Annotated in this window: 15 protein-coding genes; 8 read left to right on the top strand and 7 right to left on the bottom strand. The window is 65.7% G+C overall.

What is annotated here, in order from left to right; all coding sequences use genetic code 11:
• Positions 1 to 71: 71 nt before the first annotated feature.
• The 7 genes from G4G00_RS03865 to ykgO form a co-directional block, all read right to left on the bottom strand.
• Positions 72 to 917 (bottom strand): phytanoyl-CoA dioxygenase family protein, encoded by an 846-nt coding sequence (locus G4G00_RS03865; RefSeq protein WP_164271357.1) that lies wholly within the window; start codon positions 915 to 917, stop codon positions 72 to 74.
• Positions 918 to 965: 48 nt separating this feature from the next.
• Positions 966 to 2198, bottom strand: a complete 1233-nt coding sequence (locus tag G4G00_RS03860; RefSeq protein WP_164271354.1) for a TraB/GumN family protein — start codon at positions 2196 to 2198, stop codon at positions 966 to 968.
• Positions 2191 to 2721, bottom strand: coding sequence for a GNAT family N-acetyltransferase (locus G4G00_RS03855; RefSeq protein ID WP_164271351.1), 531 nt, complete (start codon positions 2719 to 2721; stop codon positions 2191 to 2193). The genes G4G00_RS03860 and G4G00_RS03855 overlap by 8 nt, the downstream gene beginning before the upstream one ends.
• Positions 2722 to 2735: 14 nt before the next feature.
• Positions 2736 to 3623 (bottom strand): carbon-nitrogen hydrolase, encoded by an 888-nt coding sequence (locus tag G4G00_RS03850; protein WP_046983810.1) that lies wholly within the window; start codon positions 3621 to 3623, stop codon positions 2736 to 2738.
• A 297-nt stretch (positions 3624 to 3920) separates the two neighbouring features.
• A complete protein-coding gene (locus G4G00_RS03845; protein WP_108761817.1) occupies positions 3921 to 4958 on the bottom strand; it encodes an agmatine deiminase family protein in 1038 nt (345 codons plus the stop codon).
• Between the two features lie 39 nt (positions 4959 to 4997).
• Positions 4998 to 5327 carry a hypothetical protein gene (locus tag G4G00_RS03840; protein WP_108749387.1) on the bottom strand — a complete coding sequence of 110 codons (330 nt, stop codon included), beginning with the start codon at positions 5325 to 5327 and terminating at the stop codon, positions 4998 to 5000.
• Positions 5328 to 5470: 143 nt separating this feature from the next.
• Complete coding sequence (gene ykgO, locus G4G00_RS03835; protein ID WP_005409283.1) at positions 5471 to 5596, bottom strand: type B 50S ribosomal protein L36; 126 nt, start codon at positions 5594 to 5596, stop codon at positions 5471 to 5473.
• A 197-nt stretch (positions 5597 to 5793) separates the two neighbouring features.
• Between ykgO and cmk the strand changes: the two genes are divergently transcribed.
• From cmk to galU, 8 genes are all read left to right on the top strand, one after another.
• The gene (cmk, locus tag G4G00_RS03830) at positions 5794 to 6471 is read left to right on the top strand and encodes a (d)CMP kinase (RefSeq protein ID WP_108749388.1); all 678 of its coding nucleotides are present in this window, start codon (positions 5794 to 5796) and stop codon (positions 6469 to 6471) included.
• A gap of 198 nt (positions 6472 to 6669) precedes the next feature.
• The gene (gene rpsA / locus G4G00_RS03825; protein WP_057498113.1) at positions 6670 to 8355 is read left to right on the top strand and encodes a 30S ribosomal protein S1; all 1686 of its coding nucleotides are present in this window, start codon (positions 6670 to 6672) and stop codon (positions 8353 to 8355) included.
• A gap of 89 nt (positions 8356 to 8444) precedes the next feature.
• Complete coding sequence (locus G4G00_RS03820; RefSeq protein ID WP_005409286.1) at positions 8445 to 8750, top strand: integration host factor subunit beta; 306 nt, start codon at positions 8445 to 8447, stop codon at positions 8748 to 8750.
• Positions 8751 to 8827: 77 nt separating this feature from the next.
• On the top strand, positions 8828 to 9112 hold the full coding sequence (locus G4G00_RS03815; RefSeq protein WP_108749389.1) for a lipopolysaccharide assembly protein LapA domain-containing protein: 285 nt from the start codon (positions 8828 to 8830) through the stop codon (positions 9110 to 9112).
• 6 nt (positions 9113 to 9118) lie between these two features.
• A complete protein-coding gene (lapB, locus tag G4G00_RS03810; RefSeq protein ID WP_108752871.1) occupies positions 9119 to 10297 on the top strand; it encodes a lipopolysaccharide assembly protein LapB in 1179 nt (392 codons plus the stop codon).
• Between the two features lie 3 nt (positions 10298 to 10300).
• A complete protein-coding gene (locus G4G00_RS03805) occupies positions 10301 to 11278 on the top strand; it encodes a glycosyltransferase family 4 protein (RefSeq protein ID WP_108752872.1) in 978 nt (325 codons plus the stop codon).
• A 15-nt stretch (positions 11279 to 11293) separates the two neighbouring features.
• Entirely contained in the window at positions 11294 to 13204 is a 1911-nt protein-coding gene (locus tag G4G00_RS03800; protein ID WP_164271348.1) for a nucleoside-diphosphate sugar epimerase/dehydratase, read from the top strand.
• Positions 13204 to 14082 (top strand): UTP--glucose-1-phosphate uridylyltransferase GalU, encoded by an 879-nt coding sequence (gene galU, locus G4G00_RS03795; protein WP_108752873.1) that lies wholly within the window; start codon positions 13204 to 13206, stop codon positions 14080 to 14082. Before G4G00_RS03800 ends, galU begins: the two co-directional genes overlap by 1 nt.
• The last annotated feature ends 151 nt before the right edge of the window (positions 14083 to 14233 follow it).

Raw genomic sequence — 14233 nt, 5'->3', positions numbered from 1 at the left:
GGCAACACCGTGTGTAGTGGTGGGGGGAGACCGGTCGTAGTGGGGCGGTCTCCCCCTTTTTTTCCTGCCGATCAGGCCTTGCGCAGGAACCAGGTCCGGCGCGTGTACTCGTGACCGAAATCGACATGGCCGAACCGCGCGATCTCGCGCTGGCCGCGGCGGTAGTAACGCCACGGGGCCTTTTCAGGCAGCGCGGTCTGGCCGTAGAACACGTCCATGTGGCCCACCGGCATCGCCTTGGGCGTCACGTGCATCACCACGCTGCGGCGGGTACTGGCCGACGGGTGGGGCGCACCGCCATGGAACAGCTGCGGGTGCCAGACAATCACATCGCCCGGCTGCACATGCACCGCCTGCGCCTGCAGCCCGGCTTCCTCGCACTGGCGCGCCACCGCGTCCTGGTAGCCCGCCCAACCTTCCCCGGCCATGGGGCTGACCGGGCCGTCACCGAACACTTTCTTTCGCAGTGCCTGCAGGTCGATGGGCGGCAGCAGGTGGCTGCCCGGAACAACGCGCAGCGGACCGTTGCTGTCATCCACCGCGTCCAGCGCCGTCCACACCCCCATGTAGCGCTCGCCCGGCGAGGTGCAGAACACGGGCGTGTCGCGGTGCAGCGACTGCTCCGATCCGCGCTCGTAGTACAGGCTGGTGTAGAGCGTGGTGGGCTCACCGAAGAAGCGGTCGCAGACATCGATGGCCGCGTTGTCGGTCAGCAGCGCGGTCATCGCATCCACCACCAGGTGCAGGTTGACGATGCGGTACAGGCGCTGGTGGTCATCCAGGTTGCGCGTCACCGCTTTCGCGTTGCGCTGCTTGAACCGCGCGATGCGCTGGTTGATGTCTTCCACCAGTGCCGGTGCGATCGCCTGGCGAACCACCACGTAGCCATCGCGCATCAGCGCTTCATATGCATCCATTGCTCAATCGTCTCCTCAACGCGTAGGCCTGCAGTGCAGGCCCTGGTTTCAGCCTGCCACCTTGCCCCACACCCGGCCGGCGGTCAGCCACAGGCCCAGCATGCTGCCCAGGTTGGTCAGCATGAAGGTCAGCACCACCCGGGTTACCCGGTTGCGGTACCAGCCCTTCAGGCTCTGCGCATCGTCGCGCAGCTTCAGGAAATCCTCGTAGGCCGGCTTGCGCAGGCGCGCTTCCACCAGCGCCGAGAACGCGCCGGTGGGAATGCTCAGGCGGAACGGCTTGAACGGTGCCACCACGATCGCGGTCAGGATGCTCAGCGGGTGGCTGCCGGCCAGCAGGCAGCCCAGGCCCGCCAGGCCGCCGGTGTACATCGCCCAGGTGGCCAGCAGTTCGGTGCCCACGCCCAGCCCGCCGCGGTAGAAGCCCACGCCAATGCCGGTCACCACGATGGCCAGGATGGCCAGGGTGAACCAGGGAATGTTGCGCTTCTTCGGCACCGCTTCCAGCTCGGCACGCAGCGCTGCCGGTGCGTCGTTGTCGGTTTCCAGGTAGCGCGCCAGGCCGGCCAGGTGGCCGGCGCCGACCACGGCCAGCACCTCGCGCTGCAGCGGGGTGTGTTCCTCGCGCAGGCGGGTGGCCATGTAGCGGTCGCGCTCGCCAATGATGGTTTCGTACAGCGCCGGGCTTTCGCTGGCGAACTCGCCGAAGCTCGATTCCAGCATGTCGCCCTGCTTCAGCTTCTCGATCTCGTTCTCGCCCACTTCTTCGGACGAGAACAGACCGGCGCCGAGCCCGGCCACCAGCTTCAGCTTGCCGAAGAAGCCCAGGCGCTGCGAGGCGCGGCGGAAGGTCAGGCCCACTTCGCGGTCGATCAGGTGTACCGGCAGGTTGCGCTCGCGCGCCAGGTCCACCGCACGCTTCAGCTCGGCGCCGGGCTCGATGCCCAGCTGCTCGGCCAGGCGGCGCTGGTAGGCCGACAAGGCCAGGTTGGCGGCGAACAGGGCCACGCGGCCCTTGCGGATCACTTCCACCAGGTCCAGCTTGGCCAGCGTGTCCGGATCGCTCAGTGCCTGCAGGCGCTGCGGGTCCAGTTCCACCGCCACCGCATCGAAGCGGCCGCTGTCGATGGCCTTTTCCACGGCCTCCACGCTGGCGTGGGAAACGTGGGCGGTGCCCAGCAGGGTGTAGCGCACGCCGTCGCGCTCGACAACGCGCACCGGCTGACCGGCAAACAGATCGTCGCCGGTTTCGGGAAGGGTTTCAGTCATGGGGTCATTCATTGGAAGGGGCGGTGTCGGCGCCGTCGCCGAGCGCGCGCTGCATCTGCACGGTGTCCAGCCAGCGGCCGTGTTTGCGGCCCAGGCCCTGGAACACGCCCACCAGGTGGAAGCCGAAGCGTTCGTGCAGCTTGATGGAGGCAGTGTTGGTAGGTTCGCCGATCACCGCCACCATCTGCCGGTAGCCGCGCGCTGTGCAGGCATCGATCAGTGCCTGCAGCAGGTGCGTACCCACGCCGTTGCCCTGGAAGGCGGCATCGACATAGACCGAATTTTCCACGGTCCACTGGTAGGCCACGCGGGTGCGGTAGGTGTTGGCGTAGGCATAGCCGGCCACCTGGCCGTCGATCTCGGCCACCAGGTAGGGGAAGCCGCGGTCGATGATGTCGCGCATGCGGCGCAGCATCTCGGCCGCATCCGGAATGTCGTACTCGTAGGTGTTGACGAAATCGGTCACTTCCACCGCGTAGATCGCGGTGATCGCAGCAATGTCGGCCGGGCCGGCATCACGGATGAGGACGGCCATGCCGGGTCTCCGGATCAGTCGATGTAGCGCTTCAGCAGATCACCGTACGCATCGATGCGACGGTCGCGCAGGAACGGCCAGATGCGACGCACGTGCTCGCTGCGCTGCAGGTCCACGTCGCAAACCAGCACGGTGGCGTCGGTGCCGGCTTCGGCCAGGAATTCACCCTGCGGGCCCAGCACGTGGCTGTTGCCCCAGAACTGGATGCCCGACGCGCCCAGCGGCGAGGCTTCGTGGCCCACGCGGTTGCAGCTGAGCACGGGCAGGCCGTTGGCCACGGCATGGCCGCGGTGGCTCAGCACCCAGGCGTCGCGCTGGCGGGTCTTTTCATCCTGCACATCGTCCGGGTCCCAGCCGATGGCGGTGGGGTAGAGCAGCAGTTCGGCACCGGCCAGCGCCATCAGCCGCGCCGCTTCCGGGTACCACTGGTCCCAGCACACCAGCACGCCCAGGCGGCCCACCGAGGTATCGATCGGCTTGAAGCCGATGTCGCCCGGGGTGAAGTAGAACTTCTCGTAGAAGCCCGGGTCATCGGGGATGTGCATCTTGCGGTACTTGCCCAGCAGGGTGCCGTCCTTTTCGAACACCACGGCGGTGTTGTGGTACAGGCCGGCGGCGCGGCGCTCGAACAGCGAGCCGACCAGCACCACGCCATGCTTCTTGGCCAGCGCGCCCAGGCGTTCGGTGCTGGGGCCGGGAATCGGCTCGGCCAGGTCGAACTCGTCCACCGATTCGTGCTGGCAGAAGTACGGGCCGTTGTGCAGTTCCTGCAGCAGCACCAGTTTCGCGCCCTGCGCAGCCGCCTCGGCCACACGCGCTTCAATCACCGCCAGATTGGCGGCGGCATCGCCGTGGTTGCGCTCCTGGATCAGGGCGACGGTAAGGGGGCTGCGCGAGTTCATGCGGGGCGTTCCTGCGGGGGAAAACCTGCATGTTAGCGCGGATGGCGCGCCGCGGCGTGTTGGCCGCTGAATGGGCCGCCTTTGTAGAGTCGAGCCATGCTCGACTGCTCTGTAGAGTCGAGCTTGCTCGACTGGCTCTTCGCGCGGTCTACGCGAAAAGCAAGTCGAGCAAGCTCGACTCTACCAAGGCGGTGCCGGGCGCGGAGCCGGCGATGTTGCATCCAAGGCGGTGCCGGGCGCGGAGCCGGCGATGTTGCATCCAATGCGGTGCCGGGCGCGAGGCCCGGCGATGTTGCATCAGGCCTTCAGCAGGCCCTGCGGCAACTGCATGGTGATGCAGTGCAGGCTGCCGTTCTGCCAGATCAGCGAGCGGCAGGGCACCTGCACGATCTCGCGACCCGGGTGGGCCAGGGCCAGCACGTCGCGGGCCAGGTCGTCGGCCGGATCGCCGTAGGCCGGCATCAGCACCGCACCATTGACGATCAGGTAGTTGGCGTACGACGCGGCCAGGCGGCGGCCTTCGTCGATCACCGGCTGCGCCCACGGCAGCGGGAACAGGCGGTACGGCTTGCCGTCCTTGGTGCGCAGCGCGGCCAGCTCGTTGCCCATCGCCTGCAGTTCGGCGTAGTGCGAATCGCTCTGGTCGTCGCAGGCCTGGTAGACGATGCTGTCAGGCGAGGCGAAGCGGGCCAGGGTATCGATGTGGGCGTCGGTGTCGTCGCCTTCCAGGTAACCATGGTCCAGCCACAGCACGCGGTCCTGCTGCAGCCAGTCGGCCAGGTCGGCGCTCAGGCTTTCGCGGTCGCGGTCCGGGTGGCGTTCGTGCAGGCACTTCCAGGTGGTCAGCAGGGTGCCTTCACCGTCGGTTTCAATGCCGCCGCCTTCCAGCGCGAACGGAATGCTGCGCACCGGTGCATCGTTGAACACACCGGCCTGGTCCAGCACGCCCACCAGCTGGTCGTCCAGGGTGGCGTCGAACTTGCCGCCCCAGCCGGTGAAGCGGAAGTCCAGCAGCTGGAAGCCGCCGTCGGCGCGGCGCAGGGTGATCGGGCCCGAATCGCGCAGCCAGGTATCGTCGTAGGCCGCCGTGGTGAAGCGCACCTTGTCCATGTCGATGCGGTTGGAGCGCAGCCGCATTTCGGCATAGGTCTCCACATCGTCATCGGCCACGCAGATCAGCACCGGCTGGAAGCGGGTGATGGCCGCAACCAGGGCGATGTAGGTCTCTTCCACCTGGCCCAGGCGGTCGGCCCAGTCGGTGTCGGCGGTGGGCCAGGCAATCAGGACGCCGCTCTGGGCTTCCCATTCGGCAGGAAAACGAAGGTTCTGGTTCATGGTCTCGCTACACGGGCCCGCCACGGGCGGGGTGGGGGATCAACGGATCGGCGGTTTCGGGCCGATTTCGTTCGGGTCGGCCTGGTTGGCCACCACATCGATCACCTTCTGCTTTTCAAAGTAGACGGTGAACTGCGGGTAGACCCAGCGGTGGATGGTCGGCCACTGGCGCTTCTGGCCGCCGCGCGGCTGCAGCTGTTCGCTCGGCGCGCCGAACTGCGACTGCACCTGCTGCATGCTCTGGCCGCGGACGGGCAGGGCGGTGGCCGGCTTTTCACGGGCGCGGTCGATCAGCAGGGTGTCGGCCAGCGCCGGCGTGGCGGCGGCCAGGGTGGCCAGTACGGCCAGGGTGGACAGGTAACGCTTCATCTCGAACTACTCCCCAGTGGTCAAGAAAGGCGATTACAGCAAAAACGGCGGAAAAAAGCCGCATAAACAAAAAACCGCCCGAAGGCGGTTTTTTGCATCGGGTCGCCCCGCGTGGGGCAGCCTGGGCCCGAAGGCCGGAAGGCTTAGCGCTGGCGCGCCTTGAAACGCGGGTTCGACTTGCAGATGACGAAGATCTTGCCACGACGACGCACGACCTTGCAGTCACGGTGACGGGCCTTCGCCGACTTCAGGGAGGACAGGACTTTCATGGCATACCTCGGCGTAAACAGTAGTTGTTCGGGTGGAGCGTGGCCGCGATATGCGAAAGACAATCGGCAGTTGACGCTCGTTCAAGCCCGCCATTCTACCGGGCTTTTCTCCGTGGTTTCAAGTGGTTGCACGAAAGTCGCCGCGCAGGGCGTCTGGCAGGGGCTAGAATGGCCCCTTCACACGCGCAAGGACCCCCATGAATCCACTCGCTCCCGTCCTGACCATCGACGGCCCGTCCGGGGCTGGCAAGGGTACCATCAGCCGCATCGTGGCGCGCCGCATGGGCTGGCATTACCTGGATTCGGGCGCGCTGTACCGGGCGGTGGGCGTGGCCGCCAGCTGGGCCGATATCGACACCTCCGACGCCTCGGCCCTGGTGCGCTGCACCTTCGACACCCGCGTTCAGTTTGTTGAACAGGGCGACGCCATGCGCGTGCTGGTGAACGGCACCGATGCCACCGACGAGCTGCGCCTGGAGACCACCGGTGCGCTGGCCTCGGCCATCGCCGCCATTCCCGAGGTGCGTTCGGCGCTGAAGGAGCGCCAGCGCGCATTCAGGGAGCTGCCGGGCCTGGTCGCCGACGGCCGCGACATGGGCACGGTCATCTTCGCCGACGCCCCCTACAAGGTGTTCCTGACCGCCAGTGCCGAGGAGCGCGCCGAGCGCCGGCATAAGCAGTTGAAAGACAAGGGGGTTTCTGTTAGCTTTGATGACCTCCTGCGCGAGATCATGGCCCGCGACGCCCGTGATGCTCAGCGTACCGTGGCGCCCCTGAAGCCGGCAGACGATGCCGTCCTCATCGACACCACAGGCATCGGCATCGCAGATGTCGTTGCCAGAGTGATGGATCTGCTTCCGGTTCCGGCTGCCTGATCCGTTCGCGCAGGAGCACTGCCAGCAACACCGGTGGTGGTCGCGCAATGCAGTGCTGTACAAGCTCCGTCGCGCAATGATGCGTGGCGGTTTTCCTACTACACACGACCTGCGTTTCCGGGGTCGACCAACAGGCGGGCGGTCGCCATTCCCCTGAAGGGGACGCCACCGACCCATGTGTCCAACAGAGTAAATCTAATGACCGAATCATTTGCCGAACTGTTTGAAGCCAGCCAGGCCAACCTGGCCAAGCTGAAGCCGGGCGCCATCGTCAGCGGTACCGTTGTTGAAGTCCGCGGCGACGTCGTGGTGATCAACGCTGGCCTGAAGTCCGAAGGCATCGTGCCGATCGAACAGTTCCGTAACGACGCTGGCGAAATCGACGTCGCCGAAGGCGACATCGTCAAGGTCGCCCTCGACTCGATCGAGAACGGCTTCGGCGAAACCGTCCTGTCGCGCGAGAAGGCCAAGCGCGCGATGGTGTGGGACGAGCTGGAAGAAGCGTTGGAAAAGAACGAAACCATCACCGGCCGCATCAGCGGCAAGGTCAAGGGTGGTTTCACCGTGGACATCAAGGATGTCCGCGCCTTCCTGCCGGGTTCCCTGGTCGATGTGCGCCCGGTGCGCGATCCGGCCTACCTGGAAGGCAAGGAGCTGGAATTCAAGCTCATCAAGCTGGACCGCAAGCGTAACAACGTCGTGGTCTCGCGCCGCGCTGTCGTCGAAAGCGAGCACTCGGAAGAGCGCGAGCAGCTGATGGACAAGCTGCAGGAAGGCGCGATCCTGAAGGGTGTCGTCAAGAACCTGACCGATTACGGCGCGTTCGTGGACCTGGGCGGTATCGACGGCCTGCTGCACATCACCGACATGGCATGGAAGCGCGTGCGCCATCCGTCCGAAGTCGTGAACGTCGGCGACGAGCTGGACGTGCGCGTGCTGAAGTTCGACCGCGAGCGCAACCGCGTTTCGCTGGGCCTGAAGCAGCTGGGCGAAGATCCGTGGGATAACATCGCCCGTCGTTACCCGGCCAACAGCCGCGTCTTCGGCAAGGTCTCCAACGTCACCGATTACGGCGCGTTCGTTGAGATCGAGCCGGGCGTCGAAGGCCTGGTGCACGTCTCCGAGATGGATTGGACCAACAAGAACGTCAACCCGTCCAAGGTTGTGCAGGTTGGTGACGAAGTCGAAGTGATGGTGCTGGACGTCGATGAAGAGCGTCGCCGTATCTCGCTGGGCATGAAGCAGGTTGCCGCCAATCCGTGGGAAACCTTCGCTGCCACCCACAAGAAGGGTGACAAGGTGTCGGGCCAGATCAAGTCGATCACCGACTTCGGCATCTTCATCGGCCTGGACGGCGGCATCGACGGCCTGGTCCACCTGTCCGACATCAGCTGGAACACCACCGGCGAAGACGTCGTTCGCAACTTCAAGAAGGGCGACACCCTGGACGCCGTTGTCCTGGCCGTCGATCCGGAACGCGAGCGCATCTCCCTGGGCGTGAAGCAGCTGGAGCAGGATCCGTTCGGCCAGTACATGGCTGCCAATCCGAAGGGCTCCAAGGTCGAAGGCGTGGTGAAGGAAGTCGACGCCAAGGGCGCGATCATCGAGCTGGCTGACGGCATCGAAGGTTACGTCTCGGCACGCGACATCGCCAACGAGCGCGTTGACGACGCCACCCAGCACCTGAAGGTCGGCGACAAGGTCGAAGCCAAGTTCGTGGGCATGGACCGCAAGGGCCGCACCCTGCAGCTGTCGATCAAGGCCAAGGACGACGCTGAAATGCGCGAAGTGCTGGAGGAATACCAGTCCTCTTCGGCTTCCAGCGGCACCACCCAGCTGGGCGCGCTGCTGCGTGCACAGCTGAACGGCAACAAGTCCGAGTAATATCGGCCTGTAGCTGTTCGTTGTTTCCTGGACGGCCCGGGCATTGCCCGGGCCGTTTCAGGCTGAGTGACCCCTGATGTGAGCCAGCGATGACCAAATCCGAACTGATCGAAATCCTTGCGCGCCGCCAGGCGCACCTGAAGGCCGATGATGTCGATCTGGCGGTGAAGTCGTTGCTGGAAATGATGGGCGGTTCCCTCTCTGCCGGGGATCGCATCGAAATACGTGGCTTTGGCAGCTTCTCGCTGCACTACCGGCCGCCGCGCCTGGGTCGCAACCCGAAGACCGGCGAATCGGTGGCCCTGCCGGGCAAGCACGTTCCCCATTTCAAGCCGGGCAAGGAACTGCGCGAGCGGGTCAGCAGCGTGCTGCCGCTGGACGCCGATCCGGCCTGAAGGTCCTGTCGCGCGACGACGTGCGATTTTTCCCGCCAGTCGGATAAGCTACAGGCTCCTGCCATTGGAGCTGTCGCATGAAGGTTTTCCGTCTGCTGGTGCTGCTGGCAGTCCTGATCCTTGGCCTGATCATCGGCGCGGTCAACATGACCGACATGTCGATCAACCTGTTGTTCACCCAGTTGCATACGTCGGTTGGCGTGGCGTTGATCGCCGCACTGCTGGTCGGCGTGGTTGTCGGTGCCGGGCTGGTGCTGGTAAGCGTGGTCATTCCGCTCTACAGCCAGCTGCGCCGCGCCAACAAGTCGGTGGCCGCCACGTCGGCCCCGGTTACTTCCCCCCAATCTTTTGATGGACGCTGATCGAAGATGGATTTCGTCACCGAGTGGTTCTGGTTTTTCCTGTTCGTGCCGCTGGCTGCTGTTGCAGGCTGGGTAATCGGCCGGCGTGGCGGTCAACGCCACGGTGACAATCAGGTCAGCCGCCTGTCCAGTACCTATTTCCGTGGCCTGAACTACCTGCTGAACGAGCAGCCGGACAAGGCCATCGAACTGTTCCTGCATATCGCCGAACTGGACAAGGAAACCTTCGAGACCCAGGTCGCGCTGGGCCATCTGTTCCGCCGCCGCGGCGAAGTGGACCGTGCCATCCGCCTGCACCAGGGCCTGGTGAACCGCAACGACCTGAGCGACGCGCAGCGCGTGCAGGCGCTGCTGGCACTGGGCGAGGACTACATGAAGTCCGGCCTGCTGGACCGTGCCGAAACCGTGTTCACCGAACTGGCGCAGCTGGACCAGCGCGCACCGCAGGCGCTCAAGCACCTGATCGGCATCTACCAGGCCGAGCGCGATTGGGAAAAGGCGATCGACAACGCCACCCGCTTCGAAGACGTGACCGGCGAGCCGATGGGCAAGCTGATCGGTCAGTTCGAGTGCGAGCTGGCCGAGCGCTTCCGTGGTGCCGGCAAGCTGGACGAGGCGAGGGCGGCCATCGCCCGCGCCTACCAGGCCGATGCCATGTCGGTGCGCGCCGGCATCATTGAAGGCCGTCTGGAAACGGATGCCGGCAATGCCGAAGCCGCCGTGCGTGCGTTCGAACGCGCCGCCCGCAACGACCCCGAATACCTGCCCGAGCTGCTGCCGGCGCTGATGGAGAACTACCGCAAGGTGGGTGACCTCGGCGGTGCCCGCGCGTTCCTGTCGGAAATGACAGAGCACTACCGTGGCATCGCCCCGGTGCTGGCGCTCACCCGCCTGATGGAAGAGCAGGAAGGCGTGGCCCCGGCGCGTGCCTACCTGGGCCGCCAGTTGAAGGACCGCCCGTCGGTGCGTGGCGAATCGGCGCTGATCGATCTGACCCTGGCCGAGGGCGCCGATTCCACCGCCACCCTGCACGATCTGAAGCACATCACCGATCAGTTGCTGGTGCGCAACCCGGCCTACCGCTGCACGCGCTGCGGCTTCGGTGCGCGTACCCACCACTGGCAGTGCCCGAGCTGCAAGGAGTGGGGCACCGTGAAGCCGCTGCTGAACTACGCGGTGCTCTGAGCCATGCCGTGGCTGGTGATGGGTGCGCTGCTGGGCCTGGCCCTGCTCAGCGCCGGATTGACGTGGGCCGCGCGGGGCTACGCCCTGCGCCGGCAACTGCTGGACCAGCCGGGCGAACGGCGCAGCCATAGCGTGGCCACCCCGCGCGGTGGCGGCATCGCCATCGTCATCAGTCTGTTGGTGGCCGCAGGTGCCGCGATGTGGGCCTGGCCCGACGCCGCAGGCAGTGTGCTGGTCGCCAGCCTGGGCCTGGTGCTGGTGGCCGGCATCGGCTGGTGGGATGACCATCGCCCGCTGCCGGCGGTGCGCCGTCTGTGCGTGCACGTGGTCGCCGCCGCGCTGTTGGCCGGGCTGGTGAAGCTGCATGGCGGCAGCTGGTTGCTGGCCGCGCTGGTGCTGTTCTTCACCACCTCGCTCATCAACATCTGGAACTTCATGGACGGCATCAACGGCATCGCCAGCAGCCAGGCGGTGATCGCCGCGCTGGGGCTGGCGCCGGTGCTGCCATGGCCCTATTCATTGGCCGCCATTGCCCTGGGCCTGGCCTGCCTGGGTTTCCTGCCGTTCAATTTCCCCAAGGCGAAGATCTTCATGGGCGATGTCGGCAGCGGCGCCCTGGGCTATGCGGTGTCAGTCGTATTGGCCATCGCCAGCCTGAAGACCAACATCCAGTGGATGCTGCTGCTGGTGCCGATTTCACCTTTCCTTGTGGACGCAGGCTTCACACTGTTGGCGCGCATGCTCTCCGGGCAACGCTGGATGGAACCCCACACCCAGCATGTCTACCAGCGTGCAGTGCAGGCAGGAGCCAGCCACGCACAGGTCACAGGGATGTACTTTGTTTTGGGCCTGTTCAGTATTACAGTGTTCAATGTTTGCTCCAGCTTGCAGCCGAGGTGGGAGGCTGTCGTAGCGGTCGCGTGGTTTGCCGCGCTGACTCTGCTCTGGCTCCTCCTGCGCAATGGATTGCGCAATCGATAAGGAATTAAGCGAAATATGTCTTCACCTTGGCGGGACAGAATCCTCGGTCTTTTGCCGCGCACGGCCATCGTCTGCCACGACCTGTTCATGGTCTGGGCCTGCTGGCAGCTGCTGCATGCGGGTCGCTACTCGATCCTGGCCGACGCCCCGGCGCTGCCGCTGTGGAATGTCGACACCACCCTGGTGCTGGCCCTGCAGGGCATCGTGTTCTGGCGCGTGGGCCTGTACCGCGGCCTGTGGCGTTTCGCCAGCGTCAGCGACCTGCTGAACATCTTCAAGGCCAGCTTCATCGGCCTGGTCGCCATCGTGCTGGTGCTGGCCTGGAAGCGCTTCAACGGCGTGCCCATGTCGGTGCTGGTCATCTATCCCTTCGCACTGTCGGCCCTGCTGGGTGCGCCGCGCCTGCTGTATCGCGCATGGAAGGACTACCAGTCGCTGCAGTCCGATTCGACCGCGCGCCGGGTGCTGATCCTGGGCGCCGGCCAGGCCGCTGAAACGCTGGTGCGCGACCTGCGCCGTTCGGGCAACTTCGAACCGGTGGGCCTGCTCGATGACGCCCCGCACCTGCGTGGCGCCAAGCTGCAGGGCCTGCCGATCCTGGGCACCCTGGACGATGCCCCGGCGGTGGTGCGCGAAAGCGCGGCCAAGCTGCTGGTCATCGCCATTCCCTCGCTCGATGCGGTGGGCATGCAGCGCGTGGTCGCCATCTGCGAAAGCACCGGCGTGCCGTTCCGCACCGTGCCCAAGCTGAGCGACATCCTGCAGGGCCAGTCGCTGCCGGGCCAGTTGAAGGAAGTGGCGATCGAGGACCTGCTGGGTCGCAAGCCGATCATGCCGGACTGGAACCTGATCCGCGGTTGGCTGGGCGGGCGTACCGTCATGGTCACCGGCGCCGGTGGTTCCATCGGTTCGGAACTGTGCCGCCAGTGCGCGCGCCATGGCGCCGGCCGCATCGTTCTGGTGGAAATCAGCGAGCTGCTGCTGCTGACCATCGAAGGCGAGCTGCGCCGCAGCTTCCCCGATATCGAAGTGGAGGCCGTGCTGGGCGACTGTGGCGACCCGGCGGTGATGCGCCATGCGCTGTCGCTGCACCCGGTCGATACCGCCTTCCATGCCGCCGCCTACAAGCACGTGCCGGTGCTGGAACGGCAGCTGCGCGAAGCCGTGCGCAACAACATCCTGGCGACTGAAAACGTGGCACGCGCCTGCCTGGAAGCGCGCGTGGAGCATTTCGTGTTCATTTCCACCGACAAGGCGGTCGACCCGGTCAATGCGCTGGGTGCCAGCAAGCGCTATGCGGAAATGATCTGCCAGAGCCTGGACCAGAAGTCCACGCACACCCGTTTCGTGACCGTGCGCTTCGGCAATGTGCTGGCCTCGGCCGGCAGCGTGGTGCCGCTGTTCCGCGAACAGATCCTGCGCGGCGGCCCGGTCACGGTGACCGATCCGGAAGTGACCCGTTACTTCATGACCATTCCCGAGGCCTGCCAGCTGATCCTGCAGGCGGCCGCGTCGGCATCGCACGGTGCCATCTACACCCTGGACATGGGCGAGCCGGTGCCGATCCGCGTGCTGGCCGAACAGATGATCCGCCTCGCCGGCAAGCAGCCGTACAAGGATATTCCGATCATCTACACCGGCCTGCGCCCGGGCGAAAAGCTGCACGAGACGCTGTTCTATTCCGACGAAGACTACCGACCGACCTCGCACCCCAAGGTGCTGGAGGCCGGCGTGCGTACCTTCTCGCGTGATCTGGTGCTGGGCAACGTGCCGAAGCTGCGCGAGGCAACGGTGAGCTATGACACCGGCGCCATCCAGGAAATCCTGTTCGCGACCATGCCCGAATTCTCGCCAATCGAACAGGACGCTTACATCTCGTCCGCTAAAGTCGTGCCATTCCCCGCACGAGAGGCCAGCAGGCACTAATGAGCAAGCGCATTCGCAAGGCAGTTTTCCCGGTGGCAGGCCTGGGCACCCGTTTCCTGCCCGCCACCAAGACGGTTCCCAAGGAAATGCTGCCGATCATCGATCGGCCTCTCATCCAGTATGCGGTGGACGAGGCGATCGAGGCGGGTTGTGACACCCTGGTGTTCATCACCAACCGCTACAAGCACGCCGTGGCCGATTACTTCGACAAGGCCTACGAGCTGGAACAGAAGCTGGAACGTGCCGGCAAGCAGGAACAGCTGGAGCTGATCCGCCACGTGCTGCCCGAGGGCGTGCGCGCGATCTTCGTCACCCAGGCCGAGGCGCTGGGCCTGGGCCATGCGGTGCTGTGCGCCAAGGCGGTGATCGGCGATGAGCCCTTCGCCGTGCTGCTGCCCGACGATCTGATCTGGAACCGCGGCGCCGGTGCGCTGAAGCAGATGGCCGATCTGAACGAGGCCAGCGGTGCCAGCGTGATTGCGGTGGAAGACGTGCCGCACGAGAAGACCGCCAGCTACGGCATCGTCGCCACCGAGGCGTTTGATGGCCGCAAGGGCCGCATTTCGCAGATCGTGGAAAAGCCCAAGCCGGAAGACGCGCCGAGCGATCTGGCGGTGGTGGGGCGCTACGTGCTGAGCCCGAAGATCTTCGAGCTGCTGGAACAGACCGGCAGTGGTGCCGGTGGTGAGATCCAGCTGACCGATGCGATTGCTGCGCTGCTGGCGCAGGAACCGGTGGATGCCTACCGCTTCGAGGGCACCCGCTTTGACTGCGGCACGCACCTGGGCCTGGTGGAAGCGACGATCCGCTTCGCGCTGGACAACCCGAAGCTGGCCGGCCCGGCCCGCGAGAAGCTGGCAGCGATGCTGGCGGAGTAAGGGTTTATCAGGCGCTCCGTGCAGCGCCTTCCTGTCTCCCCGGGGAGGCGGGGGCGGGCCGCTGCAGGACACGCCGTAAACCCATCCTTGGGGGCTCGTAGGCGCCATCCATGGCGCCTGCGGTCCTGCATCGGCCCGCCCCCGCCTCTCG

Origin of the sequence: Stenotrophomonas sp. B1-1 (assembly GCF_010894375.1) — a bacterium.
Classification (GTDB): Bacteria; Pseudomonadota; Gammaproteobacteria; order Xanthomonadales; family Xanthomonadaceae; genus Stenotrophomonas.
Note: the sequence above shows the minus strand (reverse complement) of the source record. Positions and strands in the feature narration are given on the sequence as shown.

Bases quoted from the DNA above. Each gene is read 5' to 3' on its own strand.
- G4G00_RS03865 (WP_164271357.1), bottom strand. From the start codon at position 917: ATGGATGCATATGAAGCGCTGATGCGCGATGGCTACGTGGTGGTTCGC.
- G4G00_RS03860 (WP_164271354.1), bottom strand. From the start codon at position 2,198: ATGAATGACCCCATGACTGAAACCCTTCCCGAAACCGGCGACGATCTG.
- G4G00_RS03855 (WP_164271351.1), bottom strand. From the start codon at position 2,721: ATGGCCGTCCTCATCCGTGATGCCGGCCCGGCCGACATTGCTGCGATC.
- G4G00_RS03850 (WP_046983810.1), bottom strand. From the start codon at position 3,623: ATGAACTCGCGCAGCCCCCTTACCGTCGCCCTGATCCAGGAGCGCAAC.
- G4G00_RS03845 (WP_108761817.1), bottom strand. From the start codon at position 4,958: ATGAACCAGAACCTTCGTTTTCCTGCCGAATGGGAAGCCCAGAGCGGC.
- G4G00_RS03840 (WP_108749387.1), bottom strand. From the start codon at position 5,327: ATGAAGCGTTACCTGTCCACCCTGGCCGTACTGGCCACCCTGGCCGCC.
- ykgO (WP_005409283.1), bottom strand. From the start codon at position 5,596: ATGAAAGTCCTGTCCTCCCTGAAGTCGGCGAAGGCCCGTCACCGTGAC.
- cmk (WP_108749388.1), top strand. From the start codon at position 5,794: ATGAATCCACTCGCTCCCGTCCTGACCATCGACGGCCCGTCCGGGGCT.
- rpsA (WP_057498113.1), top strand. From the start codon at position 6,670: ATGACCGAATCATTTGCCGAACTGTTTGAAGCCAGCCAGGCCAACCTG.
- G4G00_RS03820 (WP_005409286.1), top strand. From the start codon at position 8,445: ATGACCAAATCCGAACTGATCGAAATCCTTGCGCGCCGCCAGGCGCAC.
- G4G00_RS03815 (WP_108749389.1), top strand. From the start codon at position 8,828: ATGAAGGTTTTCCGTCTGCTGGTGCTGCTGGCAGTCCTGATCCTTGGC.
- lapB (WP_108752871.1), top strand. From the start codon at position 9,119: ATGGATTTCGTCACCGAGTGGTTCTGGTTTTTCCTGTTCGTGCCGCTG.
- G4G00_RS03805 (WP_108752872.1), top strand. From the start codon at position 10,301: ATGCCGTGGCTGGTGATGGGTGCGCTGCTGGGCCTGGCCCTGCTCAGC.
- G4G00_RS03800 (WP_164271348.1), top strand. From the start codon at position 11,294: ATGTCTTCACCTTGGCGGGACAGAATCCTCGGTCTTTTGCCGCGCACG.
- galU (WP_108752873.1), top strand. From the start codon at position 13,204: ATGAGCAAGCGCATTCGCAAGGCAGTTTTCCCGGTGGCAGGCCTGGGC.